Genomic DNA, 24,356 nt, shown 5'->3' on the forward strand with positions numbered 1-24,356 from the left:
GCACGTTTTGATTAAAATTAAATATCCAGGCATAGGAGGAGTAATCTTTCATGAAAAAATACATGGCACTTGGCTTGGTCATAGCATTGGCAGGTTGTGCCCCTGATGAGGAGGAACCGGAATCTGAAACTGGCGAAGATATTGATGATCAGGAAGATGAAACAACGGATGAGGATGGGGAAGCCTTTGACGTCGAAGACGGGGAATATGAAGAAATCGCCACCGGACTTGAAGCGCCCTGGTCGATCGTGAGGGCCGATGATGATGAATTTTTTATCACGGAGCGGGCAGGCGCGATCGTTCATATTGATGGAGAAGAGGTCACACAAGAAGATATCAATCTTAACGAAGAGGTGTGGGATGAAGGAGAAGGCGGTCTTCTCGGGATGGTGCTCGTTCCGGAAGGCGATGAGGAAGCGATCGTATATCACACGTACGAGGATGACGAAGGAACGGTGTTGAATCGAATTGTCGCGATTGAACGGGATGCTGAAGGTTGGCAGGAAACCGACGTGCTCCTTGACGACATCCCCGGAGATACGATCCATGACGGCGGACGCCTCGCCATTGGCCCCGATGATCATTTGTACGCTACGACTGGAGACGCTGACGTAGAGGAATTATCTCAAGATACCGACAGCCTTGCAGGAAACATTTTACGTATGGAATTGGATGGATCGGTTCCTGAAGACAACCCTTTCGATGATTCTTATGTGTATTCATACGGGCACCGAAACCCGCAGGGTATCGATTGGTCGGGAGATGGACGAATGTTTAGCTCCGAACACGGACCGACCGCCCAAGATGAAGTGAATGAAATCGAGGTCGGAAGCAATTACGGCTGGCCCGAAATTACCGGGGACGAGGAGGCTGAAGGAATGGAATCCCCCATCTTCGAATCCGGTGATGACACATGGGCGCCATCAGGTGCGGCATTCGCGGGAGAGAGTGACTTTTACGTTACTGGACTCGCTGGGGAAGAGCTAATGCGTTTTGATGTCGACAACGGCGAAATGGAAACGGTATTCGAAGGCGAAGGTCGATTGCGTGATGTTCTCATTGATGGAGACGCCCTCTATGTGATCACGAACAATACGGACGGCCGCGGGGATCCGGACGAAGACGATGACCGTTTGTTGCGTTTGGGGAATTGAGGTTCATATTCATTATACAAGGATGCGCTTAAATGGAAAACTGGTTACACGTAGGATTCTTGGAATCTTTAAAAGAAGATAAAGCAAAAGTGGTCAAAGGCGCAATTGCAGTTTTTTGCCACGAAGCGCAGGTCTATGCCGTGGACAATCGCTGTCCGCATATGGGCTTCCCGCTTCACATGGGGAGCCTCTTCGATGGCATACTCACCTATCACTGGCATCATGCACGTTTTGATGTAACAAGTTTTAAAAAACCTGCTTAACCACACCATACAGCCTCGAGATTCTAATTGAAGCATCCAGGTTATTTATCTAAAACTTATGTTCGATTATTGGTTGAAGGAAAAGCCCTACTGAAAGGGCTGTGTACTCTTTACTCTAAATCTTCTAAATCAATCGTTGTTGTATACGGATCGCTGTCAAAAGAAAGTAGCACGTCCAACTCTAACTCGAGTTCTTCGTCCATGTCATTAATGCCGACCGTTGTTTCAGCTCCTTCTACTTCTCCTCCGGGCTGTACATCGTTTTGACCAGTTTCTAAATCAACGTCTTCGACTATGCCCTCGCTGTCGGTTTCGACACCATCTTGATAGCCAGTAAAGATAAATGTCATAAACGGAGACGCGTTTTCATCAGAATTATTTACCCAATCGTACTCAATAACAAGGACGTCATCTCCATCATGATCGGTGCTCAAGGTGTAATCTTGAACGGTCAAGGTATAATCATCAATCTCCATCGATTCTCCTATAACAATCTCCGCGTTTTCATCATCTGCCTCCTCGATATTTTCTTCGTTAACGCCTTCTTCAGTGTCTTGTTCTTCTTCCTCTGTTGCTCCTGCGTCCACTTCTTCTGTAACATCGTCCATCTCTTCTTCTGATTCAGATTCTTCGCTTTCGTTATCTTCGTCAGACGCAAAATCAGGTTCTTCATCTGTTGGCAACATTGCTATAAGTATCCAAAACCCAAACTTATAAATAATTGTAATAATACCTAAGATCATGCCGACAGTAGCGCTTGTCTTTTTAAACATTTGTTTCCTGCCAATGATGCCAAAAATAATTGCCATAACCCAAGCCGGGAACATGAACCACCCTAAAAAAGGGATGAAACCTATAACTAACCCGACAATCCCTAACACCAATGCCGCCGTAGCCATTGAATTTTTTTCCGGCATAGTGGTATTAGCTGTTGCTTCACTCATAATATTAACCCCCTATAGTTCATTACAAATGATATGATACTATATAATCTAAAACTTTTGTAGTAATACGCAGAAACTATTACCAACTTTAAGGTGTTTCATTCTTCATTATCCTTATACAATAGTTTTGGTTCTTTTGGGGTTCCTTTTCTGAAATATTGAGATTTAGAAATGGAATTTGTTACAGAGTTTGTTGAAAGATTCAGGTTGATTGAAACAGTTGTTACGGCGTTTTTGGCTTTTCTGGGTTATGCCGGTAAGAAAGCATATCCGTTTGTAAAGGATGCACTTAAAACTATCAAAAAAGAAAGTAACTCAGACATCATCTCATGGCTAGCAGAAGAAGCCGTCGAATTGATGGAATCGAGATTTGAAGGGCAGGCAGGTGCAGACAAGTTTGAAGAAGCGACTGCATGGCTTGCGGAACCCTATATGCCATTTGATGAAGAAGCGCTTCTGTGTGCATTGCAACGAAAACAAAGATAACCTGTTCAATTAGGCCATGCCTTATTACGTGAAGACGCCAATTTTCATAGTTATTAAATGTATAAAGCCGTTTACGCGCAGAGTATAATCACTGGGAAAAAGAAAGCGGATCGCTGTTTGCAGAAAGCCAAAGAGACGATGTTCATTGCTATGGCCAGGTATTTGGCCGCCCATGCGCCAACGGCCTGTGAAATGCCACACACCGGAAAAATCGCCTGGATATTCATCAGGGCGATCAGTTATTCGAGGATGGTACAGGAAAGCTCTGAATGACTATCGGTTTTATCCGGTAGTCGTTCAGTTCTTGACTTCCTTACCTACAGGCTGTAGGATTGAATAAACTACACTCGGTAGTTGAAATCAATGGCTTACGGGAATGCAAGCGAAGGAAAAATCGAAGACATAGACGGCCATGAATTATCGGCGAGGGTCCTGGCCTGAGGTTCCTTGCGTCGGAAATGGAGTGGCTAACAATGCTGACGCTCAAGCGAGTGAAAAAAGGAACGAGGAAGAAACTCTGGGGTAGGTGTCTCCTGTGACAGAAATGTATATACATATTTTCATTATGACAGTTGTAGCAAGTATTGGTTTCTTTATCATGAAGGTGGCAAATAAAGCGACGGAAAAATATCTTCCTGCATCGTGGCATTATTACTCCTCCATGATGCTGTTTTCCCTGTTTGCGTTACCTATTTACGCTTGGTTTCAGTCGAATGCTGCATTATCTACGGCGACCGTCTTCATCCCTGTGAATAACGCAGCAGATACACTATTTTTTATAGATATGATTCCTTATGTGTTGCTCATGGGGACCGTCCTTTTTTTGGGGCTCCATGGGTACCGATATGTGAAAATGCACCGATGGTTACAATTCGCGTGTGAAGAATCCCTCGATGATCATCACCTTATGGCGTTTAGACGGGCTAAGCAAACATTGAACATTAAACGAAACATCCCTGTTTACATCTCCCCGTATATGACCACGCCCTTTATTTACGGCATTTTGAAGCCGAAAGTGGTTATACCGAAACTTGATTTCAGCCAGGAAGAACTTAGGCATATTTTTCTTCATGAATTAACCCACTATAAGCGTGGCGATTTGGTAACAAAAGCGATGAGCTTAATCATTCAAGCGATACATTGGTTCAATCCGGTGGTTTACATGGCCCGACAGGATATGGATCGTTTTGGCGAGTTTGCCTGCGACGAACGGATCACCAAGCATATGGACCAAACGGAAAAAACGAGGTACTGTGAACTCTTGCTTGTCGTTCTTTGGAACGTTCTCGACCAAAAAGAAGGTCATTATGCGGCGATGAGCCAAGGAAGAAAACATTTGGAACGAAGGCTGAAGGCCATTTCCACCAGTAGAGCCAGGTGGCGACGAACAATATTGGTGTGTGGAACAATCTTCACGGTATTGATAGTAGCTTTAGGAACAACAGCAGGCTTTACGGCAAACGCCCATGTTGAAACAGTTGAGCATCATATAAGTGAAGATTCAGCAGTGAACGGAGGCTATTTGGTTGCTCAATCGATCGATAAAGAAGATGTTAAAGGCGAAAAAAGCAAGTGGCATGATATTTACGGCAAAGATGAAAAGAAAGAATCAAAAAATAAAAAGGGAGGCGACAATGATACTGATAACAAGAAATAAAAGAGAGGAGGGGACTTACGGTGCAGAGAATTTCTCGTTCTGAAAAACAGATCATGGAGATTATTTGGCAGAATGACCGAGCACTAACGACAGCTGAGATTTTACAGCAACTGCCTGACGAGAAAGCGTGGAAGCAAAATACTGTTATTACATTTTTGGCGCGTTTGATTGAAAAGGAATGTGTAAGAGCCACTCGGATCGGTCGGGCCAATCATTATGAGGCTTATATCACGGAGGAAGAATACCGGGCTCAGGAGACCAAACAGTTTATCAATGACGTACACGAAGGCTCATTATCCGGTTTTCTGCAGACGCTCACGGAGAATGGTGATTTAACGAAAGCAGATATCGAAAGCATCATGAAGAAAATGCGAGAGTGATCAATCATATGTAGGGACTGCTGAATAACGGAAAAAGACTGGCACATAAGCATTTTCCGTTGGTGTTGTCAAAGTTGGATGCAAGGAACCCACCCTATAAGCAAAAAACCCTTGCACTTCTGGCAACGTACGGAGGGACGGTGCTGCAATGGCGAGACTCCAGCGGAAAAACGGACGCGTCAAGCCCCCGCAGCGCCGCGAGGAGGCTTGACCGTTCGTCCGCGGAAAGCGAAGCCATGGAAGCGGCATCCCGGCTTCAGCTGATAACTGCAAGTTATTCAGCAATCCCTATGTATAGGAATGTTAAGCGGGAGAGTGAAAGGGATGGATGCTGCTCTAACCATATTGATCATCTTCATGGGTTTTGCGGTTTATTTTTTTCACAAACGTGCATGGGGCAGTATGCTTTACTGTATCATCATTACCGCATTGGTGTTTACGGTGAGCCTTCCCATGGTTGGAACGTTTAATGACATTTAAGTTGCGAATGAGAAGGAGAGGGTTTCATTGGTTCATATACTGACAACGTCGGGTTGTACCTCCTGTCGGCAAGCAAAAGAATGGTTGACAGCCCATCATATCCCTTTTACGGAAAAGAATATTTTTACGGAACCCCTTTCCGTTGAAGAAGTGAAAACGATTATGTTTATGACCGAAGATGGGACGAATGATGTGATATCTAGACGTTCCAAAACATTTCGAAGATTAAACGTTGACCTTGATACGTTATCATTACAGCATTTGTTTAAATTGATCAGTCAATATCCCGGTTTATTGCGAAAACCGATCATTTTTGATGATAAACGGCTGCAAGTCGGGTATCATGAAGAGGAAATGCGCCAATTCTTACCTAGACAGGTTCGTTCCTATCTCTTGCATGAAGCGCGGAAAATAGAAAAAATAGTCGAATAAAGTTAAGCGCTGATTTGTAGATACGCACGCCAAAGTGATTGATCTCGTTCATGAGATCCTTCCGATCAAAAATATCGTGATAGAGGTGGCGCAGTTTGATACGCAGAAAATCAAAAAACCATCCATATCCAGGGATTTATACCAAAAAGGTGATCAATTAGGCTTGCTTTTGGAATGTACGGGAATATGTATTGTTCCGCGACAATCACACATGCCAACATTGCAAAGGAAAATCAAAAGATGCTTAAATGTCCATCATATTGATTCCAGAAAAATGGGCGGAGACAGCCCTGATAATCTCATCTGCTTATACGAAACATGCCATAAAATGATTCATCAAGAAGGAAAAGAGCATCTGTTTAAAAGACAAACGCCATCGTTGCGGGACGCCTCATAAATGACCGCGATGCGTTGGTTTATCTAAAGCTTTTCAGCTGTTCGACAAAGTTCAATTCAACGAAAAGATTGTTTCATCTTTGGCCGAAGAGCAACTGGACATTTTGATTTAAGATTATTGGATGGTACTTGTGTCCACAAGAGTGCTAATTACAAAAAATTGAGAGCTATTGAGAGAGCAAGCACATTATTGACATAAACCCAAAAAGGAGGGGGCAGGCTGTCTCCTCTCATGACTAAAGTCACGAGTCTCCGACAGCCCTAAGATGAAAAAATTTTTAGTGGTATTATTAGTATTTTTACTCATTCCATCGGGGACGATGGCGCAAGAAGAAAGAAGCAATACTGAAGATAGGGATGGATCAGATTGGACGATTGAAAACATTTGGAATGATATCGCCCAAATGATTGAAGACCTCTTTGATATCGATCTCGATAATATTGAAATGCAACCACCTCCGGGAGATCAAAATACGGAGGAAGAATCCGCTGATGATGGGTCATCTGAACAAGATGAAACATTGGGGAGCGCTCAAACGAGTGACGAGGATATCGAAGTAGGCAGCGATTTCGAGCAGGAAGTCGTGCGCCTGACGAATGAAGAACGAGAAGCTCAAGGGCTAGAGCCATTAGAAGCGCACGAAGAACTCGCTGAGGTAGCGACGGTAAAATCCGAAGATATGCGGGATAATGAGTATTTCTCCCATGAAAGCCCGACGCATGGTTCCCCTTTTGATATGATCAGTGATCATGGCATTGACTTTACAGTTGCCGGTGAAAATATTGCCGCGGGGCAACCGTCACCGGAACAAGTCGTTGAAGCCTGGATGGATTCTGACGGACATCGGGCCAATATCCTTAACGACGACTTTACACACATTGGCATTGGCCATGTTGAAGGTGGCAGCTACGGAGAATACTGGACGCAAATGTTCTTAACGGAATAACCAGAAAATCATTGTATTTTTTGTGGTCCCACCCTTGACCTAATAAACTACAACCTGTAGAATCTAATAAACTACATAATGTAGTTTTTTAAAAGGCTCTTCAATAAAATCTATGGAGGGGCAATTATGATTTGTAGTGACCGCTATGGAAAAACACTACGCTTTCCGTGGGCCCCGAGCTCAGCCTCCTCGGAAAAAAGAAGTTCGCTTTTTTTCTGCGGGGGTCTTCCCGCTGCGCTTTCCCACAGGAGTCTACGTGTTTTCCCTTTGCTAGCTAGTGTCACCACCATATTTAATCACGAATATCAGCCATTGATTTTAGTGTTGCCCTTTAAAAATAGAGAAAAAGAGAACCACGTACACCATCAAGTTTTTAATGATTTCGATATTCCCGTTTTCCTCTTATAAAAGCATTCAGGAGAATTGGGAGTATCGTGCGCAGTTCATATACTTGCTTCATAGATGTGTTTATCTTCGACCAAGGCGGTGTGTTAGTGAGACGAAACATGATATATTCGAAATTCAATCGTCATACCGGCTTTGTTTTTTCCGCTATTGCAACCGTATCGTTTGTGCTTAGTGGATGTGCCTCGGAAGAAGAGACAGATAATGAAACCGAACCCTCTGAAACGCAAGATCAAAATGATACGCCCCCAGATGAGCAAAACGATGAAGATGAAACCGATGATGAGTCAGCAGACGATGCGTCTGATGTTCCAGACGCCTACGGAGTGAGTGCCGGGCACCCGGAAGCCGTCGATGCAGGCAAGGAAGTTCTGGATAACGGGGGAAGTGCAGCAGATGCTGCGATTGCTGCTGCTTATGCTATATCCGTTGTGGAACCCTTCGCCTCCGGCATCGGCGGCGGAGGTGTGGCACTGATTCAAGAACAGGGGGAAGAACCTCAGGCTTATGATTATCGTGAGGTTGTCCCGGAGGAAGGAATACCATCATCTGATATTGGTGTGCCGGGGTTTGTGGCCGGAATGGTGGAATTACATGAAGACCATGGGGTGGCTGATTGGCAAGAGCTAATGGATCCGTCTATTGATTTAGCTGAAAGTGTTGAGGTTTCAGAAACGCTCGCCCAGCAGCTTCAATCCGCTCAAGATCGGTTGCCGACAGAGCAGCTTGAGCATTTCTATCCCGGTGGAGTGCCATTAGCGGAGGATGCCAATCTGGAACAGCCGGAATTGGCTGATACACTGCGGGAGATCCGCGATCGTGGAGGAGAAGCCTTCTACGAGGAAGACATCGGAGAAACATTGGCTTCCGATGTGGAAGGCCTGAACATGAATTCTCTGTCAGACTATGATGTTGGGCGCCATGATCCGGTTACCGGAGAATTTGCCGGGTATGAAATGATCGGTGCTCCCCAGCCACTTCCCGGAACGAGCGTCATTCAGATGCTGCAAATCAGCGAAGAACGAGACATTTTAGAGGAAGAACGAAACAGCACCGCATTTATTCATGACATTGCCATGTCATGGAGGCTTGCACGACAGTTTATTGAAACAGATTTCGGTGACCCTGATTATGTGGATGATCCGGATGATAACATAAACGACCCTGAGCGTAATGCTGCTTGGGCAGAAGAAATATCCAGCGACAGTCTATTGCCGATGGATGCTGAACAGTCTTACGGAGATGCTGACCCCAATACGACCCATATTACCGTCGTTGATGATGATGGAACCGTTGTTTCCATGACGAACACGCTTACAGATTTCTGGGGAGCCGGAGAATATATCGAAGGATTTTTCCTTAATAACCAGATGGCGAGGTTCAGCATCGGCGAGGGGGAGGAAAATGAACCGGAGCCCGGACGACGTTCGGTGACATGGTCTTCTCCACTGATTATTGCTGATGAAGAGGGGCCGGTGATGGGCATTGGAAGTCCCGGAGGCGAGCGAATTCCCATCATGCTTACGCAAGTGGTCGCCGATTGGGCCGGGGGCACGGATCTTGACGAAACCGTGGAAGCCCAGCGTTTTCATTTGGATGAAAATGAACTCATCATGGAGGAACCACTACCTGAATCTGACCAACGGGAAGCATTGCTTGACATCGGTTATAGCGAGATTCGTGAACCCCCTACACCGCTCTACTTTGGATCGATCCAGGCTTTGGCTATCGATCGGGAAACCGATGAGCTTTCAGGAGTAACCGATCACCGGCGTGAAGGGGACTGGGGTATGGAAACAACAGATTAAGCTTTTAGCATTCAGGGAACCCTAATCTAGCCTTGGACGTTGTTTAATCCCGACTTTTTCTTCACGTATTTCACGCGGGCTTTCCTCCAACGTCATCATTTTTAAAAAGAGGAAGGTTCTATGGCACCGATAAATGGAAAAGATCAATATCAAAGAATTGCTATTTTAGATCAAATGAGAGGGTTGGCTTTACTAGCCATTTTTTTGGCAAATGTGCCTGGCCTGGCGCAAGTAGATACGGATGGCCAGTCCTCCGCAAATCAGGTCGTATACGATTTTTTATCCATTGTACTGGACGATAGTGCAAGGCCATTGTTTGCGTTTATGTTTGGCATAAGTCTGCTCCTCATTTATAGTAAATTAAAAAATAAAGATTTGCGTCCGTATTCGACGTTAGTGAGAAGGCTTTTATTGTTGGCTTTTGCAGGGGCTATTCACGGCTATGTCGTATGGTCGGGAGATATTTTACTCATGTACGCCATGGCCGGCTTTGTGTTGTTGCTGTTTATGAATCTAACTGCAAAGTGGTTACTCACAGCCGCCTTGCTTTTTTGGTTAGGATATACGGTAGGGATCGATGTTATGAACGATTACTCGCCCTATGAGTTTTCCCTTAATGGATGGCTGAAACATCTCTTACTTGGTTCGGGAGAACCTCCAACAGGAGCAGAGTATTTAATTAATGAGTTCACTTCGATGATGCGACATTTAGGTTTTTTCCTTTTTGGGATGTATGCCTATCGTAAGGGGCTGTTGTCGTTCATTGGGGAGCGAAGAACGTTGATGTGGTTCCTATCTTTTGTGTTTCTTGCCATCGGTTTAGCAGGGAAGACAAGCCTTTATGATGATGATTTTCTCAATCCTTTGGACGCTTTTTATCCATTTGTTTTGACCATCGGCATGATCCTGTGTATTATCCTGTTGGGGACAAGCAGAACATTCATCTCAAAGGCTCCCTTTCCATTTTCTGCCATCGGTAAAATGGCTTTTACCCATTATCTCATGCAATCCCTTGTGTTCGTGAGTGTGTTTCATTTAAGTGGGAGATCGATTTTTACAGGCATCGGCATATGGACGGAACCTACTTATTTATTTGCGCTCAGTATAGGTGTCATTTTATTTGTAGCACAAATGATTTTTAGCCACTTTTGGCTACAAAAATTTTATTATGGTCCGTTTGAATGGCTCTGGAGGATCGGGACGTATGGAAAAGTCGTTCCGTTGAAAAGGAGAATTTAAGGGGGATGAAAAGATCACATTTCATTGCGAATGTGATTTTTTTAGTAGATAAGAAAGATGGATCAACACCAAAATCAATGGTTGAAACATATGAATCAGGCGCGTTGATTATCCATATTTTTCAACAAAAGGGCTTAGACGAAAAGGATATTAAATATACTGTGTTATGTTACATACATTTGCGGACTAATTCGGCATTCGGCAGCCATTACGGGTCCCCAAAACCCGGGACTGGGGATTCCTCTGGCTTCTGAGCACCGTTTTGAGTCCTCCGATCATGTTCGATAGGACTTATCTGAAATAAACAGTTTTCTCTTTTCATGCCAGAAGGTATTTTAAGGTAAATCCACGCGCCTGAAAAAACCTCAATTTGGGGGACGTAGGAAGGCACATCGTCTCTAAAAAAGAATAATTCTCAATATGAGGTGCATTGGAAGGGATTCATCTTTAAAAAGATGAATCAACAAAGGCGGGATTTCTGGAAAATAGACCGAATCATCATAGAGAGAAATAGGCACATATACACCCATAACCTTTGTGTAGACACGAATGTGGATAAGTTTTTCTACATGTGGAGTTTTATTAATTGACACGCGTGGATCAATGACATAGAATATTATACTGTATAAATCCTATGAATTTAATAAGATATTATGGAGTGTTCAACCATGACTTTACAATTCGACCATGTGATTCATTATGTTCATGATGCCTATGACATCAAGCATTCGTTGCAATCACAGGGTCTTCACGCAGTGAACGGTGGACGGCACGAACACCGTGGAACATACAATACATTGCTCCATTTTGATTTAAGTTACGTTGAATATTTGGGCATAGATGATGATGATGTATTCAAACGTTCGAAGGCTCAAGAGATTACGCACAGCCCTTTTTCCACGATTGCAAAAGACCATTTTGTGGAAGGTTTTTCACGAGTAGCGTTGCGCACGCGCAACTTGGAAGCTTTGGCGGAAAAATTACAGCGCAAAGGCTTGTCGGTGAACGGACCTGTGCCGCTTAGCCGGAAACAACCAGATGGCAAAATGCTTGAATGGTCGTTACTTTTCGCTGCAGATCCGCATAGTGATTTGCCTCTGCCGTTCTTCATTGACTGGCAGAAGAGCGATGAAGAAAGACGCACCGAATTAAAGCACAAAGATATCATTACAACACATGAAGCCGGACCGTTATCGATTGCCTATCTTGCTATGGCAGTTAATGATGTTGATGAAACAGTGAAAAAATGGTCGAAATGGTTTGATTTAGAAGCGGATGTGCCCACAAGTGATGACACGTTGAACGCGAAAGTGAGAAAACTTCATTTGCCGGGCGGTGATCTGCTTTTCGCGGAACCAACAGGAACAGGAATGGTATCGGATGCTTTAAATAAACGTGGGGAACGGCCGTTTTTATTGGCTTTCGAAGGTGCGGAGAATACCAATGACCAAGAGCTCCGCGGTGGTTTGTACCGTTTCAAGTAGCTTTATGGCAAATGGCGAGTGAACGTCATGGGAAAATCACGTTAAATAAAAAGAGTAAAGGGGTAGGAGTTTTGACGAAAACATCATTCTTTTTAAAGTCAGGTTTGACCGCAGGTTTATTGAGCCTCGGCCTTGCCGGCTGTGGCGATACAAACACGAACGATGCAGAGGGAAACGGTGACACCGTGACGATAGGATATCAAACAGGGAATACGTTGAATGTATTAATGGAAACTGGATACCTGGATGAACGCTTGGAAGAGGAAGGGTATGACGTCGAGTGGATCGAGTTTGAAGTCGGTTCAGCCTTGATGGAAGCTCTTGCAAGCGGAAATATTGATTATGGCAATGCTGCGGATGGGCCGGGGATTTTCGCCCAAGCTTCTGGCCACGACATTGTTTATACCGGGGGAAGTGTGCCGCACGAAGAGGGTGTTGGCATTATGGTGCAAGAGGATTCCGATATTGACTCCGTTTCTGACCTGGAAGGTAGGAGCATTGCAGCGACAGAAGGCGGTAATCACTTCTATCTTGCAGTTTTAGCATTGGAAGAAGCAGGATTATCATTTGATGATGTTGATTTCACTTATGTGAACGATGCTTCTCAAGGTCAAGCTGCATTGGAATCCAATGAGGTCGATGCACTCGCTTCCTGGGATCCATTCTTCGCAGCCGTTGAAGAAAATCTGAATGTACGGACGTTAGATCATGATGTGACCGACTATCCAAACCGTACCTTCTATTTTGCTACCAACGAATTCGCGGAAGAATCTCCGGAAGTTGTACAAATGATTTTGGAAGAAACCAATCGTTCCGATCAGTGGGCGAACGAAAATCCCGAAGATGTTTCGGAACTGCTCGCGGGTATGGTCGGTATGGATGAAAGTGTCATGGAACGCGCCATTGATCGTCGAACTTTTGGAGTTGAAAATATCGATGAGGACATCATTGATGCGCAACAACAGCAAGCGGATGTTTACTATGAAATTGACTTGATTGAAGATGAAATAGATGTCTCCGAAGTTATGCCTACTGATGCACCTTGGACATCTGACAATCTAGAATAGTACAGTAGGTGAACCCTGATGAAGAAAAAATTTCAATCACAACTATTGCCATGGATTTTGCCTATTCTCGTCTTGGGAATCTGGCAAATTACTTCGATGGTTGGAATCGTATCACCAAGCTTGTTTCCTGCACCTACAGTAGTCCTTGCGTCTCTATGGGAAATGTTGAGCAGCGGTGAACTTCTTGAACACATTCAAATCAGTTTATACCGTGCTTTTGTAGGCCTCATTATTGGAGGCGTCATCGGGCTAATACTGGGTGTTTTAAATGGGTGGTCGAGAGTCTCGTTTTTAACATTTGATACGTCCATTCAAATGGTACGGAATATCCCGCACCTTGCCCTTTTGCCATTAGCGATTGTATGGATGGGAATCGGCGAAACGTCGAAAATTTTCCTTGTCGCCCTCGGTGTCATGTTCCCGATATACATCAATACATTACACGGCATCCGTAGTGTGGATCCGGGTTTTATTGAAATGGGAAAAATGTATGGCTTACGCGGCTGGCAATTATTTCGCCATATCTATTTGCCGGGGGCACTTCCATCCATTTTCGTTGGTTTCCGTTATGCATTAGGAGTCATGTGGCTAACATTGATCGTGGCGGAAACAATTGCAACTAGTGAGGGACTTGGTTATCTCGCCATGAATGCACGTCAATTTATGCAAACCGATGTCATCATTGTTACCGTCCTTCTCTATGCCCTTTTTGGGAAACTGGCCGATGTCATCGCCCAGTTTGGAGAGAAGCGTTCTTTACGCTGGCATCCGAATTATCGTAATTAGGAGAGAGTGCATTGGCACAACAAACACATGAAAACGCGATAGAAATCAAGTTGGAACAAATCCATAAGTCATTCGGGAACAACGAAGTCCTCCACAATATCAACGTCACCGTTGATCAAGGTCAGTTCGTTGCGATCGTTGGAAAAAGCGGTAGCGGGAAGAGTACATTGCTGCGCCTCATTGCCGGTCTCGAGGAAATTAACGAAGGCACGCTGCTCTTTAATGATGAGGAGCCACGAAAATCCCAAGCGAGCGTAACCATGATGTATCAGGATTCACGCCTGCTTCCCTGGAAAAAAGTGATCGACAACGTGGGCATTGGCTTAAAAGGAAAATGGAAGGAGCACGCCACAGAAGTGCTCGAAGCAGTAGGTCTCACACAATTTAGCAATGAATGGCCTGCGACCCTTTCCGGTGGTCAACAACAGCGTGTTGCCCTTGCGCGCGCACTCGTTCGTGACCCGCAATTACTCATGCTCGATGAGCCATTAAGCGCACTCGACGCCTTAACACGTACCGAGATGCAGGATTGGATTGAGAAAATCTGGTTGGACAATGGCTTCACCGCTCTCCTCGTTACCCATGACGTCCGTGAGGCGGTGCGACTTGCGGATCGTATACTTCTGATTGAAGATGGTGAAATTACGCTTGATCTCACCAATTCGGAACCTCGCCCACGTAATGTTTCAAATGAACGAATGGTTGCGCTCGAAAAGCAAGTGTTCTCGAGGATTTTGAAAGAAGAATAAACAAAAGGAGACAGCTGTTTTTACGGTGCTTCGGTCACAACGGGATTAGATGCACACCATAGAGGAGGCTAACCATGAACGTAATCGTTGTAGGTGGAGGAATTGTGGGCGCAAGCGCTGCTTACCATCTCGCCCTTGAAGGGGCGAATGTAACGCTTGTGGAGCGACAACACGAAGGACAATCCACTGCCGCTGGCGCAGGGATTGTTTGTCCATGGATATCGGAGCGAAAAGAAAATCAACCCTGGTATGAATTGGCGCGCGGGGGTGCTCATTACTACGAAACGTTAGTCGAGATGTTACACGCAGACGGGGAAGATGATTGGGGATTCAAACGCGTGGGCGCGCTTGCGGTAAGCGAAGACGTGGCAGAACTCGATCAAATTGAAAAACAAGCCCATGACGCCCGGCAAACATCTCCGGAAGTGGGAGAAATCACACGTATGACAAATGCTGCAGCCAGAGACCTTTTTCCGCCATTAGGGGCCCATTTGGATGCGGTACATATCGCTGGAGCAGCACGCGTAGACGGTCGGCTATTAAAGGATGCTCTCCAACGCGGCGCCGAAAAACAAGGAGCAACCATTATTCATGGCGAAGCACAACTGAAAAAAGAAGGACAACGGGTGAGTGGCGTATATATAAATGAAGACGTATATGAAGCGGATCATGTATTTGTTGCTGCCGGTGCCTGGGCTCCAGACATTCTTGCTCCTATAGGTGTCTCCCTTCCCATCCAACCGCAACGAGGACAGATTATTCATTTGCACATCCCGGAAACCGATACATCCGATTGGCCGGTGCTGCCCCGAGAAAGGGTTATTACGTGCTCGGCTTTAACGGTTCCCGCGTGGTAGTCGGCGCAACCCGTGAAGATGGGGTAGGTTTTGATTACCGTCTAACAGCCGCAGGCATTCAGAAGATACTGGAAAACGCACTTTCGTTGGCTCCCGGATTAGCAGAAAGCACGGTGCTCGAAACTCGTATTGGCTTTCGTCCCATGGGCCCGGATGACGTTCCATTAATGGGAAGCATAAAGGGAATTGAAGGCTTAAGCGTTGCCAACGGCCTCGGACCTTCAGGCTTAACGATGGGCCCTTACGTTGGTAAACAGATGAGTGACGCTGTTCTTGGCAAGGAAGTTGAAGTTGATCTGTCCCCTTATAACCCGCTTCGGTTTGAAAGGTAAAAGTCCGAATGCAATAACGGATCACCGGCACTTTAGGTGACACCCCAAACTAACGGATAAGTTTGGGGTGTCACTCTAGCAGGTGTTCATTATACATAGGAACGCTCCGGCTAGTGCGCGATTCTCCTTAGTTAATAATTAAGACTCGCGCCGGGACCGACAGGGATTCCGAGCAAGTACCATACGAAAAAAAAGATCGACCAACAAATGAGAATGACGACCGAATACGGCAACATGAGTGATATGACCGTACCTACACCATTTTCTTTTCCGTATCGTTGTGCAAATGCGACAACCAATGGGAAAAATGGCATTAGGGGCGATATGATATTTGTTGTTGAATCTCCAATGCGATAAGCTGCTTGTGTGACCTCGGGAGATATTCCCATCTGCATGAACATCGGAACGAATACAGGTGCCATAATTGCCCATTTTGCGGAATCTGCAGCAATGAATATATTGATTATCGCTGTAATGAATATGAGCGCGACGAGCAATGGTGCGCCATCAAGTTGTATTGCCTGCAATATTTCCGCTCCATTGACAGCTAGAATCGTACCTAAATTCGTATAGTTGAAAAAGGCAACGAACTGCGCGGCAAAGAAAATTAATACAATAAATCCTGCCATGTTTCCAGGGAAGAGGTCATGAGGTTAGCGACATCTTTATCATTTTTAACCGATCTCGTAACCAGACCATAAACGATACCAGGTACTAGAAAAACCAACATCATAAGAAAAATTATGCTGTTCATAAATGGCGACTCCATAATGCTGTCGTCCTCACCGCGTAAAGGCGCTCCTTCCGGGAGGACAAGTAAGGCAATCGCCGCCGCTGTTAGTAAAATCGAGCTATTCGCCCAACGTAAACCTTTCTTTTCAATTGCGGAAACTGTATTTTTCACACTCCCCGGTTCAGCCGATTCATCGGGTACGTACTTTCCTAATTTCGGTTCGATGACTTTATCGGTAATCAGCGTACCAATGATAACGACTAATATCGTAGAGACAAATATAAAGAACCAATTATCTGTAGGATGAACGATATAACCAGCATCTAAAATATGAGCAGCTTCAGTAGAGATGCCACTTAATATCGGATCGTTCGTACCGAGGAATAGATTGGCGGAATAGCCGCCCGCAACTCCGGCAAATGCTGCAGACAATCCTGCTAATGGATGCCGATTAAATCCCAAGAAAATAATAGCGCCTAAAGGCACCAATACAACGTATCCAACAGAGGCTGCTACGTTCGATAATACCCCCATAAGTACAACAATTGGCGTAACAAGTTTCTGAGGTGCTCGCGTCACAGTATTGGTCATGATCGCGCTAATATAGCCACTTTTTTCGGCAACGCCGACTCCAAGCATAGCAACGAGAACAGGACCAAGAGCCACAAATGATGTGAAGTTGGAAACAATGGTTGAAAACATATATGCAATTCCATCAGCACTCAGCAAACTGATTGCCTCAATCGTTAACATTTCTGTTTCCATCGTCTCATCGTTAATTCCTTCAAAGGTCACACTCGTTCCCGCGAGATAGAGAATATGTGAGAGCACAATGACGATTAACGTAAAAATAACGAAAATCGTTATGGGATGAGGCATCATGTTCCCTTTTTTCTCAATATAATTAAGCGCACGAATCGTTTTACTTTCCCGCCTCATGACAGTAGCTTTCCTTTCTCTGATTAAATATATACAAATTTCAAAACAATACATATTATAATGAGCGCTCATCTTTATTGTCAAGATTCGAGACCTGAAGAAGGGATCTAAGGGGTGATGGGTTATTGTTATATGGAACCATTAAATGCCTCCTTATCTTCTGTATGTACAATTACTGTGGTATGATATATAATAAGTATTCAGAAATCTGAAAAGAGGGATTGGGTCCCGGTTCGTAAACAGCAGCTATCGGCACGGGAGCAATTGGTGCCGATGAATTAGATTAAGAGGAAGAAACTAATTAGTAGAGGATTAAATGAACATTTTCAAAAAGGAAACCGAGAAGGTGCAGAACAATTGATCGAATATGTTGATGGAATTGTTTATATGTCTCCAACACCTTCTACAAAACACCAAAGAATATCTTCAAGATTACACGCACGACTGTTTCAGCATTTAGAGAAATCGGATTGTGAAGTGTTCCCTGCTTCTTTTGATATAGAGCTAAAAAATGAAGAGATGGAAGGAGCGAAAATCGTTATACCGGATTTATCTGTGATTTGCGATAAAAGTGGTTTTGATGAAGCGAAATAAGAAAAAGACCGGTTATATACATTGACGAACAAACTACGCAAAGCGCAACGGATGTCGGGTTGGATTGCTGCGTCTAATTTTTGGCGACAAATCAACGACCTTCAGGGTTTAGGTTAAACGGTAGAAAAGCAATGAGGGTTCGACGGAATAAAGCAGCAGACAGCCAATTGGGAGACTCCCATGCTTGTTTTAGAAAAATGGTATAAATATCTTATTTAGTCAGATTTTATTCATGAAGAGCCGGTTTCTGTCGATGGAGGGGTAAACAGTGTCATGGGATATTTTCTTTATAGGCTTTGTGTACATGAGCGTCTTTCTTTTCGCCGACAAGATTATTCCCACCAACAAAATCAGACGAAAACAATGGATGTCATTTTCAGGGGGGCTGGCCGTATCTTACGTCTTTGTTTACCTCCTTCCAACGTTGCATGACCAACAAGCGATGATTCATGAAGAATATGGTCGATTAGCCATGCAAAGCGAGTTATATTTTGTTGGATTAATTGGATTGATCCTATTCTTCAGTATTCAAAAGTATGCAGACCACGTTCATAAATCAACGCCCGGTCACGATACAGATAAGGAAAATAATGACGCCCTATTCTGGTTGGAAGAAAGCGACTGGTATTGTTCGATTGTTCGATGAATGGGTGACTTAGGTCGGATTTCTATTCCCAAAGAGATTCGGAAAACGCTTCGTTTTCGTAAAAATGAGCAATTAGAAATGTTTGTGGACCATGATGAAAGCATCTTCCTCAAAAAAAACTCGCCGATCGGGAACACTAAGAAGAAAAGGGTTTCTATGTGGTCTTCATTAAGCTCTTAATCATGAACATTCCTATGGTCAAAATAAGATGAAAAGCGTATAATGGGAGTCAGAAAGGATGTGAGCATCATGACGCTGATTGATAATGATCGCTTATTTAACGTGTCTACAACCAAACGAAAATTATCCGAAATTCTCAACTCCGTGCAAGAGGAACCTGCGTATATTATTAAAAGGGACCAAGTGCAAGCAGCGATTATTAGTTTGGAGGAATTAAAACGGAAAGATGCCTTAATCGAACGGTTAGAAGAAGAAGTATTTGAAGCTGCTGCCAATGTTCGTGCGTTGAAAGCCGAACAAGAAAGCGCCGAATGGGTCAATGCCGATGAGATGGTTGCTTCCGATTTGACGGATAACCCTTATGCTAATTTGAGCGACGAGGAATTGTTTGATTGATGTTTGAGGTCTATGTTATCGCTGAAGCTGCCAAAGAGTATGATCGATTAGCTGGCAATGAAAAACAATGGGTCGACGCTGCCATCCAAAAACTGAAGGAGCGGGGCGAAGGCATCGGAGAACCGTTAGGTAACACCAAATATGCGCGGTTACAGACGTATAAGAAAGTAAAACACCGGAAGCTTGGTTTAAGAATGATCTTCCGCGAAGAAAAACAGCAAACGAATGTCATAACGGTTATTGCGATCGGGAAACGTACCGATGAAAAAATTTATAAGGATGCCCACAAGCGATTATAAACGGTGCTGGTGATTTAAACCGGTCGCCTTTATCGGCGGTCGGTTCTTTTTTTTAGGCAGCAGGGTTGGCATGTGAGCGGCTCATTACGTTATAATTAAAACATGGAGCGTGATCACGATGAACCGTGTCCATCACCCAAATATCGACCCGAAAAAACAACGCCGTTCCATGACACCAGTTGACCCCGATGAGCAATATATTGATGATCATTTTGGTGGCGTCTACGCCGATAGCCGTGGCAAGGACACCGAAGAAGAAATGGAAATCACACGCGAGCTTATTCGAAAATACAAAGAGAATCGCCATAAATCCTCGGAGTGAAACCGAGGATTTTTTGTGAACTAGATATAAGTTTCATCGGTAGCGGACCCCGCTACCGATTTTTTTCGCGAGTGGCAGCACATACGCTAAAGGGTGCAAGTCCCGAATGCAGCCGAACAGCCGGTAAGCAATAGCTAACAGATAGTGCGATGACCGTGAGGTATCGTGCGGAGGATCTGAAGGCAAATCCCTGAACAGAGTTGAAAGCCATGATGGTTCCCATGTTGGCACGCGAGCGGGATGACTGTGCAAGAAAACAGGAAGTCCAAATAGCTGATCGCTCAAAGTGTTAAGAGGGCTGGATTAGGGAGAAAGTGTATGATGTGACCCATTGAGATCTCCCTGCTTCCTCATAGAGGTATTGATATCGCAAGGCGATGCCAAGGATATTGAGATGAGAGGGAGAAGTCAGAGATCGCCATAGTAGTGAAGAAGCTCGTGCCTAAGACTTCCTGGTAACAGGAACGAGGACAGCACATGAGTGAAACTGTGCATTGTTACAGTTGGAAACCTTGACCCAAAAGGCAAGGATTTCATGCGAAGGGCGTGACCCATGAAGATCAATGCGAGTAGACTTTCGGATGTCTGTGGAAGTGGGCAGAAACTGGACAAGCGTCAAAGAGGACTGATGCCAGGGTCGAACAGAAGGGTACACCGTCCACCGCCGATGGCATGTGAAAGTAAGGACTGCCAAGAGCTAATTGCCTTACAAGAAGCGCCATTACAAGGAGAAACAGAAACAGCGAGAGAACGGAAAGCAGTGACGTAAGGAGCGTAGCCAGATGAAAGGACGCGTGTGGTACAGCTTGTACGACAAAGTGTTCGCTAAAGCCAACCTAAGAGATGCCTTCGTTCAAGTGAAGAAGAACGGAGGGGCTCCCGGTGTAGACAAGGTGACGATTGAAGCCTATGAAATGTCGTTGGAGGACAATCTAGAAGTGCTCCAACAAAAGCTCAAGGAAAAGCGTTACCGCCCCAAGCCGGTCCGTCGGAAGATGATTGAGAAAGAAAATGGAAAGAAGCGTCCGCTCGGTATCCCAACCGTGGAAGATCGAGTGGTACAAGCGGCGATTCGAAACATTCTTGAGCCAATCTTTGAAGAAGACTTCCTTCCGTGTAGCTATGGGTTCCGCCCGAATATCAGCGCACACATGGCCCTAGACCAAGTGAGTAAACACCTTCGGAAAGGGTATGAGTATGTGATTGATGCGGACCTGCAAAGCTACTTTGACACGATTCCGCATGACCGTTTGGAAACGCAAATCCGTAAGCGAGTCACGGATGGCTCCGTCATTCAACTCATCAAGCAATTTCTGAAAGCAGGTGTGATGGAAGGAAATTTGTATGAAGACACACCGATGGGCGCGCCCCAAGGGGGCGTCCTGAGTCCATTAATTTCCAATATTTACCTGCATCAGCTGGATCAGCTTATGAGTGAGCGCGGGCATCGTATTGTTCGATTTGCGGATGACTTCGTCATTCTGTGTCGGAGCCAGAAAGGTGCCGAACGAGTGAGGAGAAGTGTCACCCGTTACCTTGAAAATGACTTGGGATTAACGTTGCATCCAACGAAAACCAAGGTCGTTGATGTCAACCAAGAACCGTTTACATTCCTGGGCTTTGAGTTCTATAAGCATATCCGAAGAATCGATCCGAAGAAGGAAGCGAAATTCAAGAAAAGAGTCAAGGAAATCACAAGACGGAACCAAACGGTTGACCTTGAGACACTCATTCACGACCGATTGAACCCGTATATCCGAGGATGGGCCAATTACTTTGGTCGTGGACATGTGAAAGGGAAATTTCAAAAATGGGACGCGTGGATTCGTCGCCGATTGCGCATGATACAGCTACGAAGCTGGCGTCATGTGAAAAGCCTCCATCGTGTATTAAGACACAAAGGATGGAAGGAGGATGAACTGCGAGGGATTCGCATGTTCGCCTGGCGAAGTTCCAAAAGTCCGATGGTTCACGTCGCCCTCGATAATGATTACCTTCATCAATTAAATCTTGTTAGCTTAACATCTGTTTACCAGAAACTTATCCCTAAACGGGATAAATGGGAGGAGCCACATGCGTAGACCCGCACGTGTGGATCTGTTATCCGGAAATAGGAATAACAGATCTTATCCCGACAAAATTGTTATCCCGACTTTTGCGTTTGGTGTCACTGTTAGTATTGAAACATAGGCATTTTCAATACCACCGCCATCCCAAAAGTCGGGATAATTTTTCTGAAATATCTATTCATCAATAGCAATAGGAATATATAATTCTCCTGACAACATCAAAATATTGAAAAGTCAGGAGGAGGAGTTAGTTTGAAGGAGATTTACGTATCTCAGCTAATCGAAAATGCTATTGAGCAACTGAGAACTTTTAACTTCAAGCCGAGTACAATTGCCGCCTATGAGCACAGATCATTTAATCCGATAAGAGAGTTTTTTGATGAACGGGAAGAGAAGCTGTACAGCACTGAGCTTTCAGTGACTTTTTTGACTGTGACCAACAGACTGTTTGAATTACAACAAATATCGGCTAAAACAAAAAGGTTCCGAGAGAAAGGTGTATATGTTTTAGATGAGCTTTATTTAACCGGGTGTCTTGTTTGGAAAATGCGCTCCACCGGAAAATGTAATGTAACCCTTTGTCAAGACACGAAAATTGATTTTTTAAGATAAATCCTCCCCTCTAAAATGTGTTGTATTTGGATTTCATATAGCTCATCATTTTGGCTTCTGGTATTTGTTGGTTCCGCCCAGTTTCACCAGCCAGATCCGCCGCCATTGACAGCTGTTTGGGTTCGTGGTGTGCATGTGATGGCGGCTGGGTGAAAAAAGCTCAAAGAGCCATCAGCCGCATGCGAAGGTTACCACGAACCCATCGCTTCAACCCGATCCTGCGGCCGGGGGCCCCGATCCCCAACCGCCGGATCGCGGAAGCGAACACAGCTGTCAATGGTACCCTTCGGCGGCTCCCAGCAAGGCGAGAACGGGCATCTTGTAGCGTCTGTTTCTTTCGCTAGAACGGGTGCTTACATACCACATTCGCCAAAATAAATGCGTGCCGGTGTATGGTCTTCCAAAGCTTGATGAGGCCGGTTCCAGTTGTAATGAGTCATATAAAGCTTGGTCATTTGCTTTAATTCCGAGACCGTTTCCGGGCAGAGAAGATAGAGTCTTTCCCATTTGTAACTCCGGAAAAACCGCTCTGTCCGGGCATTGTCTGTCGCGCGCCCCCTCCCGTCCATGCTAATTTTCACGGTTTCATAGTTTTTGATGAAGTTAATGTAATCGTTGGACGTAAACTGGCTTCCTTGGTCATTGTTGATGATGTCAGGTTTACCGTACGCTTGGATCGCCTCCTCTACGGCGCGTATGATAAAATCGGTATGCATCGTGTTGCTCAAGGCCCAACCCACAACGAGCCGTGAGAACCAATCGATGGTGGCCACAAGGTACATAAAGCCTGTAGGTGTGCCGCAATACGTGATGTCAATCCCCCAGACCTGATTGGGACGAGTGATGCTCACACCCCGAAGCAAGTAGGGATAGGTTCGAGCTTGTAAATCCCGTTTGCTTAAATTCGGACCGGGATAAAAGGCGACAATGCCCATCTCCTCCATGTATCGGCGTGTACGTTTGAACCCAACATCGCTGAAGCCACGTTTATGCAGCTCTCCGCGAATGCGGCGACAGCCAAATGCAGGCTCATCATAGTGAATTCGGTCGATGGCATTTTTAATTGCAATTTCCCTCTGATCAGGCTGCTTAACGTTGATCGGATAATAAGCCGTCGACCTGGATAGTTTCAAGAGTTGACACTGACGCTTTACGGATATCTTGCTATGATCAAACTCGATTAATGCTTTTTTCTCCTCCAATCCGAGACCTGTTCTTGTTTTTTTTTGAGCCAGTTCATTTCTACCGTAAGCTCTCCGATTTGATTGATGAGCTCCTCCTTTTCAGCTTCATGCTCCTGTTTAAGCTTTTCGGTTTTGGCAGCTTTTTTATCAAAGACGGTTGGCATATTATCCAAGAATTCCGTCCGCCATCGACTGATCAACTGTTGGCTCACCCCATATTTTTGGGATATCTCTTTGAGGGTGCTTTCCTCTCTCAAAACTTCCAAAACTATCTTGGCTTTTTCTTCTGGGCTGTATGTTCTTCTTTGTTTACTCATAGCTATAGTTTATCTTATTTTTTCTCATTTTGTGTCCAACACCCTGGTTACAGTATAGTTTCCACATGCTAAATAACAGCAAAATAAAATGATGATCTTTTACGCCGTTGTTTTTGGCGTATTTTTTTGTTTTTTAAGGGTGGTGATGATGGGAAACCAAAATGAATGGTACAGCAATGGGTATATGATGCTTTTACCT

General features: G+C 44.8%; 23 protein-coding genes and 5 pseudogenes. 24 read left to right on the forward strand and 4 right to left on the reverse strand.

Annotation, left to right across the window (positions count from 1 at the left end):
• Positions 1 to 50: 50 nt before the first annotated feature.
• Positions 51 to 1,154: a PQQ-dependent sugar dehydrogenase gene (locus HUG20_RS01235; protein WP_246476486.1), complete on the forward strand. Its 1,104-nt coding sequence runs from the start codon at positions 51 to 53 to the stop codon at positions 1,152 to 1,154.
• Between the two features lie 32 nt (positions 1,155 to 1,186).
• Positions 1,187 to 1,399 (forward strand): annotated as a pseudogene (locus HUG20_RS01240) (Rieske (2Fe-2S) protein); the annotation flags it as partial.
• A gap of 128 nt (positions 1,400 to 1,527) precedes the next feature.
• Here HUG20_RS01240 and HUG20_RS01245 read toward each other — a convergent pair.
• Complete coding sequence (locus tag HUG20_RS01245) at positions 1,528 to 2,361, reverse strand: DUF5067 domain-containing protein (protein WP_200087114.1); 834 nt, start codon at positions 2,359 to 2,361, stop codon at positions 1,528 to 1,530.
• A 171-nt stretch (positions 2,362 to 2,532) separates the two neighbouring features.
• Between HUG20_RS01245 and HUG20_RS01250 the strand changes: the two genes are divergently transcribed.
• The 14 genes and pseudogenes from HUG20_RS01250 to HUG20_RS01315 all read left to right on the forward strand — a co-directional run bounded on the left by HUG20_RS01250 (position 2,533) and on the right by HUG20_RS01315 (position 15,866).
• Positions 2,533 to 2,847, forward strand: a complete 315-nt coding sequence (locus HUG20_RS01250; RefSeq protein WP_200087116.1) for a phage holin, LLH family — start codon at positions 2,533 to 2,535, stop codon at positions 2,845 to 2,847.
• A gap of 544 nt (positions 2,848 to 3,391) precedes the next feature.
• Positions 3,392 to 4,504: a M56 family metallopeptidase gene (locus tag HUG20_RS01255; protein ID WP_246476612.1), complete on the forward strand. Its 1,113-nt coding sequence runs from the start codon at positions 3,392 to 3,394 to the stop codon at positions 4,502 to 4,504.
• A 20-nt stretch (positions 4,505 to 4,524) separates the two neighbouring features.
• Positions 4,525 to 4,884, forward strand: a complete 360-nt coding sequence (locus HUG20_RS01260) for a BlaI/MecI/CopY family transcriptional regulator (protein ID WP_246476487.1) — start codon at positions 4,525 to 4,527, stop codon at positions 4,882 to 4,884.
• A gap of 74 nt (positions 4,885 to 4,958) precedes the next feature.
• Positions 4,959 to 5,354, forward strand: a complete 396-nt coding sequence (locus HUG20_RS01265; protein ID WP_200087120.1) for a hypothetical protein — start codon at positions 4,959 to 4,961, stop codon at positions 5,352 to 5,354.
• A 37-nt stretch (positions 5,355 to 5,391) separates the two neighbouring features.
• A complete protein-coding gene (gene spx, locus HUG20_RS01270) occupies positions 5,392 to 5,796 on the forward strand; it encodes a transcriptional regulator Spx (RefSeq protein WP_200087122.1) in 405 nt (134 codons plus the stop codon).
• 76 nt (positions 5,797 to 5,872) lie between these two features.
• Entirely contained in the window at positions 5,873 to 6,193 is a 321-nt protein-coding gene (locus HUG20_RS19030) for an HNH endonuclease signature motif containing protein (protein WP_246476613.1), read from the forward strand.
• A gap of 265 nt (positions 6,194 to 6,458) precedes the next feature.
• Positions 6,459 to 7,139 (forward strand): CAP domain-containing protein, encoded by a 681-nt coding sequence (locus HUG20_RS01280; protein ID WP_200087125.1) that lies wholly within the window; start codon positions 6,459 to 6,461, stop codon positions 7,137 to 7,139.
• Between the two features lie 494 nt (positions 7,140 to 7,633).
• Positions 7,634 to 9,352 (forward strand): gamma-glutamyltransferase, encoded by a 1,719-nt coding sequence (locus HUG20_RS01285; protein WP_200087126.1) that lies wholly within the window; start codon positions 7,634 to 7,636, stop codon positions 9,350 to 9,352.
• Between the two features lie 120 nt (positions 9,353 to 9,472).
• Entirely contained in the window at positions 9,473 to 10,591 is a 1,119-nt protein-coding gene (locus HUG20_RS01290; RefSeq protein WP_200087128.1) for a DUF418 domain-containing protein, read from the forward strand.
• A gap of 668 nt (positions 10,592 to 11,259) precedes the next feature.
• Positions 11,260 to 12,075: a VOC family protein gene (locus tag HUG20_RS01295; RefSeq protein ID WP_200087130.1), complete on the forward strand. Its 816-nt coding sequence runs from the start codon at positions 11,260 to 11,262 to the stop codon at positions 12,073 to 12,075.
• A 71-nt stretch (positions 12,076 to 12,146) separates the two neighbouring features.
• Positions 12,147 to 13,142 carry an aliphatic sulfonate ABC transporter substrate-binding protein gene (locus HUG20_RS01300; protein WP_246476488.1) on the forward strand — a complete coding sequence of 332 codons (996 nt, stop codon included), beginning with the start codon at positions 12,147 to 12,149 and terminating at the stop codon, positions 13,140 to 13,142.
• A gap of 18 nt (positions 13,143 to 13,160) precedes the next feature.
• A complete protein-coding gene (locus tag HUG20_RS01305; protein ID WP_200087134.1) occupies positions 13,161 to 13,928 on the forward strand; it encodes an ABC transporter permease subunit in 768 nt (255 codons plus the stop codon).
• 11 nt (positions 13,929 to 13,939) lie between these two features.
• Positions 13,940 to 14,677 (forward strand): ATP-binding cassette domain-containing protein, encoded by a 738-nt coding sequence (locus HUG20_RS01310; RefSeq protein ID WP_200087141.1) that lies wholly within the window; start codon positions 13,940 to 13,942, stop codon positions 14,675 to 14,677.
• 74 nt (positions 14,678 to 14,751) lie between these two features.
• Positions 14,752 to 15,866: pseudogene (locus HUG20_RS01315) on the forward strand (NAD(P)/FAD-dependent oxidoreductase).
• Between the two features lie 131 nt (positions 15,867 to 15,997).
• Here HUG20_RS01315 and HUG20_RS01320 read toward each other — a convergent pair.
• Positions 15,998 to 17,538 (reverse strand): annotated as a pseudogene (locus HUG20_RS01320) (AbgT family transporter).
• 300 nt (positions 17,539 to 17,838) lie between these two features.
• Between HUG20_RS01320 and HUG20_RS01325 the strand changes: the two are divergent.
• The 8 genes and pseudogenes from HUG20_RS01325 to HUG20_RS01360 form a co-directional block, all read left to right on the forward strand.
• Positions 17,839 to 18,129 (forward strand): annotated as a pseudogene (locus HUG20_RS01325) (Uma2 family endonuclease); the annotation flags it as partial.
• A gap of 271 nt (positions 18,130 to 18,400) precedes the next feature.
• Positions 18,401 to 18,778 (forward strand): hypothetical protein, encoded by a 378-nt coding sequence (locus HUG20_RS01330; protein ID WP_200087143.1) that lies wholly within the window; start codon positions 18,401 to 18,403, stop codon positions 18,776 to 18,778.
• Positions 18,779 to 18,910, forward strand: a pseudogene (locus HUG20_RS01335) (AbrB/MazE/SpoVT family DNA-binding domain-containing protein); the annotation flags it as partial.
• 117 nt (positions 18,911 to 19,027) lie between these two features.
• Positions 19,028 to 19,354: a hypothetical protein gene (locus tag HUG20_RS01340; RefSeq protein WP_200087145.1), complete on the forward strand. Its 327-nt coding sequence runs from the start codon at positions 19,028 to 19,030 to the stop codon at positions 19,352 to 19,354.
• A complete protein-coding gene (locus tag HUG20_RS01345; protein ID WP_200087152.1) occupies positions 19,354 to 19,653 on the forward strand; it encodes a type II toxin-antitoxin system RelE family toxin in 300 nt (99 codons plus the stop codon). Before HUG20_RS01340 ends, HUG20_RS01345 begins: the two co-directional genes overlap by 1 nt.
• Positions 19,654 to 19,771: 118 nt before the next feature.
• On the forward strand, positions 19,772 to 19,975 hold the full coding sequence (locus HUG20_RS01350; protein ID WP_200087154.1) for a hypothetical protein: 204 nt from the start codon (positions 19,772 to 19,774) through the stop codon (positions 19,973 to 19,975).
• 782 nt (positions 19,976 to 20,757) lie between these two features.
• Positions 20,758 to 22,056 (forward strand): group II intron reverse transcriptase/maturase, encoded by a 1,299-nt coding sequence (ltrA, locus tag HUG20_RS01355; protein WP_200087156.1) that lies wholly within the window; start codon positions 20,758 to 20,760, stop codon positions 22,054 to 22,056.
• A gap of 240 nt (positions 22,057 to 22,296) precedes the next feature.
• Entirely contained in the window at positions 22,297 to 22,656 is a 360-nt protein-coding gene (locus HUG20_RS01360; RefSeq protein WP_200087158.1) for a hypothetical protein, read from the forward strand.
• 353 nt (positions 22,657 to 23,009) lie between these two features.
• Here the strand turns inward: HUG20_RS01360 and HUG20_RS01365 are convergent, their stop codons facing one another.
• A complete protein-coding gene (locus HUG20_RS01365; RefSeq protein ID WP_425504085.1) occupies positions 23,010 to 23,858 on the reverse strand; it encodes an IS3 family transposase in 849 nt (282 codons plus the stop codon).
• A complete protein-coding gene (locus tag HUG20_RS19865; RefSeq protein WP_425504086.1) occupies positions 23,837 to 24,157 on the reverse strand; it encodes a transposase in 321 nt (106 codons plus the stop codon). The genes HUG20_RS01365 and HUG20_RS19865 overlap by 22 nt, the downstream gene beginning before the upstream one ends.
• Positions 24,158 to 24,356: the final 199 nt, after the last annotated feature.

This window comes from Salicibibacter cibi, from assembly GCF_016495865.1.
GTDB lineage: Bacteria > Bacillota > Bacilli > Bacillales > Marinococcaceae > Salicibibacter > Salicibibacter cibi.

What these genes read in the sequence shown, in the direction of transcription:
- HUG20_RS19865 (WP_425504086.1), bottom strand. Translation starts at nt 24,157, where the DNA reads ATGAGTAAACAAAGAAGAACATACAGCCCAGAAGAAAAAGCCAAGATA.
- HUG20_RS01280 (WP_200087125.1), top strand. Translation starts at nt 6,459, where the DNA reads ATGAAAAAATTTTTAGTGGTATTATTAGTATTTTTACTCATTCCATCG.
- ltrA (WP_200087156.1), top strand. Translation starts at nt 20,758, where the DNA reads ATGAAAGGACGCGTGTGGTACAGCTTGTACGACAAAGTGTTCGCTAAA.
- HUG20_RS01340 (WP_200087145.1), top strand. Translation starts at nt 19,028, where the DNA reads ATGACGCTGATTGATAATGATCGCTTATTTAACGTGTCTACAACCAAA.
- HUG20_RS01345 (WP_200087152.1), top strand. Translation starts at nt 19,354, where the DNA reads ATGTTTGAGGTCTATGTTATCGCTGAAGCTGCCAAAGAGTATGATCGA.
- HUG20_RS01305 (WP_200087134.1), top strand. Translation starts at nt 13,161, where the DNA reads ATGAAGAAAAAATTTCAATCACAACTATTGCCATGGATTTTGCCTATT.
- HUG20_RS01295 (WP_200087130.1), top strand. Translation starts at nt 11,260, where the DNA reads ATGACTTTACAATTCGACCATGTGATTCATTATGTTCATGATGCCTAT.
- HUG20_RS01250 (WP_200087116.1), top strand. Translation starts at nt 2,533, where the DNA reads ATGGAATTTGTTACAGAGTTTGTTGAAAGATTCAGGTTGATTGAAACA.
- HUG20_RS01245 (WP_200087114.1), bottom strand. Translation starts at nt 2,361, where the DNA reads ATGAGTGAAGCAACAGCTAATACCACTATGCCGGAAAAAAATTCAATG.
- HUG20_RS01235 (WP_246476486.1), top strand. Translation starts at nt 51, where the DNA reads ATGAAAAAATACATGGCACTTGGCTTGGTCATAGCATTGGCAGGTTGT.
- HUG20_RS01350 (WP_200087154.1), top strand. Translation starts at nt 19,772, where the DNA reads ATGAACCGTGTCCATCACCCAAATATCGACCCGAAAAAACAACGCCGT.
- HUG20_RS01290 (WP_200087128.1), top strand. Translation starts at nt 9,473, where the DNA reads ATGGCACCGATAAATGGAAAAGATCAATATCAAAGAATTGCTATTTTA.
- HUG20_RS01255 (WP_246476612.1), top strand. Translation starts at nt 3,392, where the DNA reads ATGTATATACATATTTTCATTATGACAGTTGTAGCAAGTATTGGTTTC.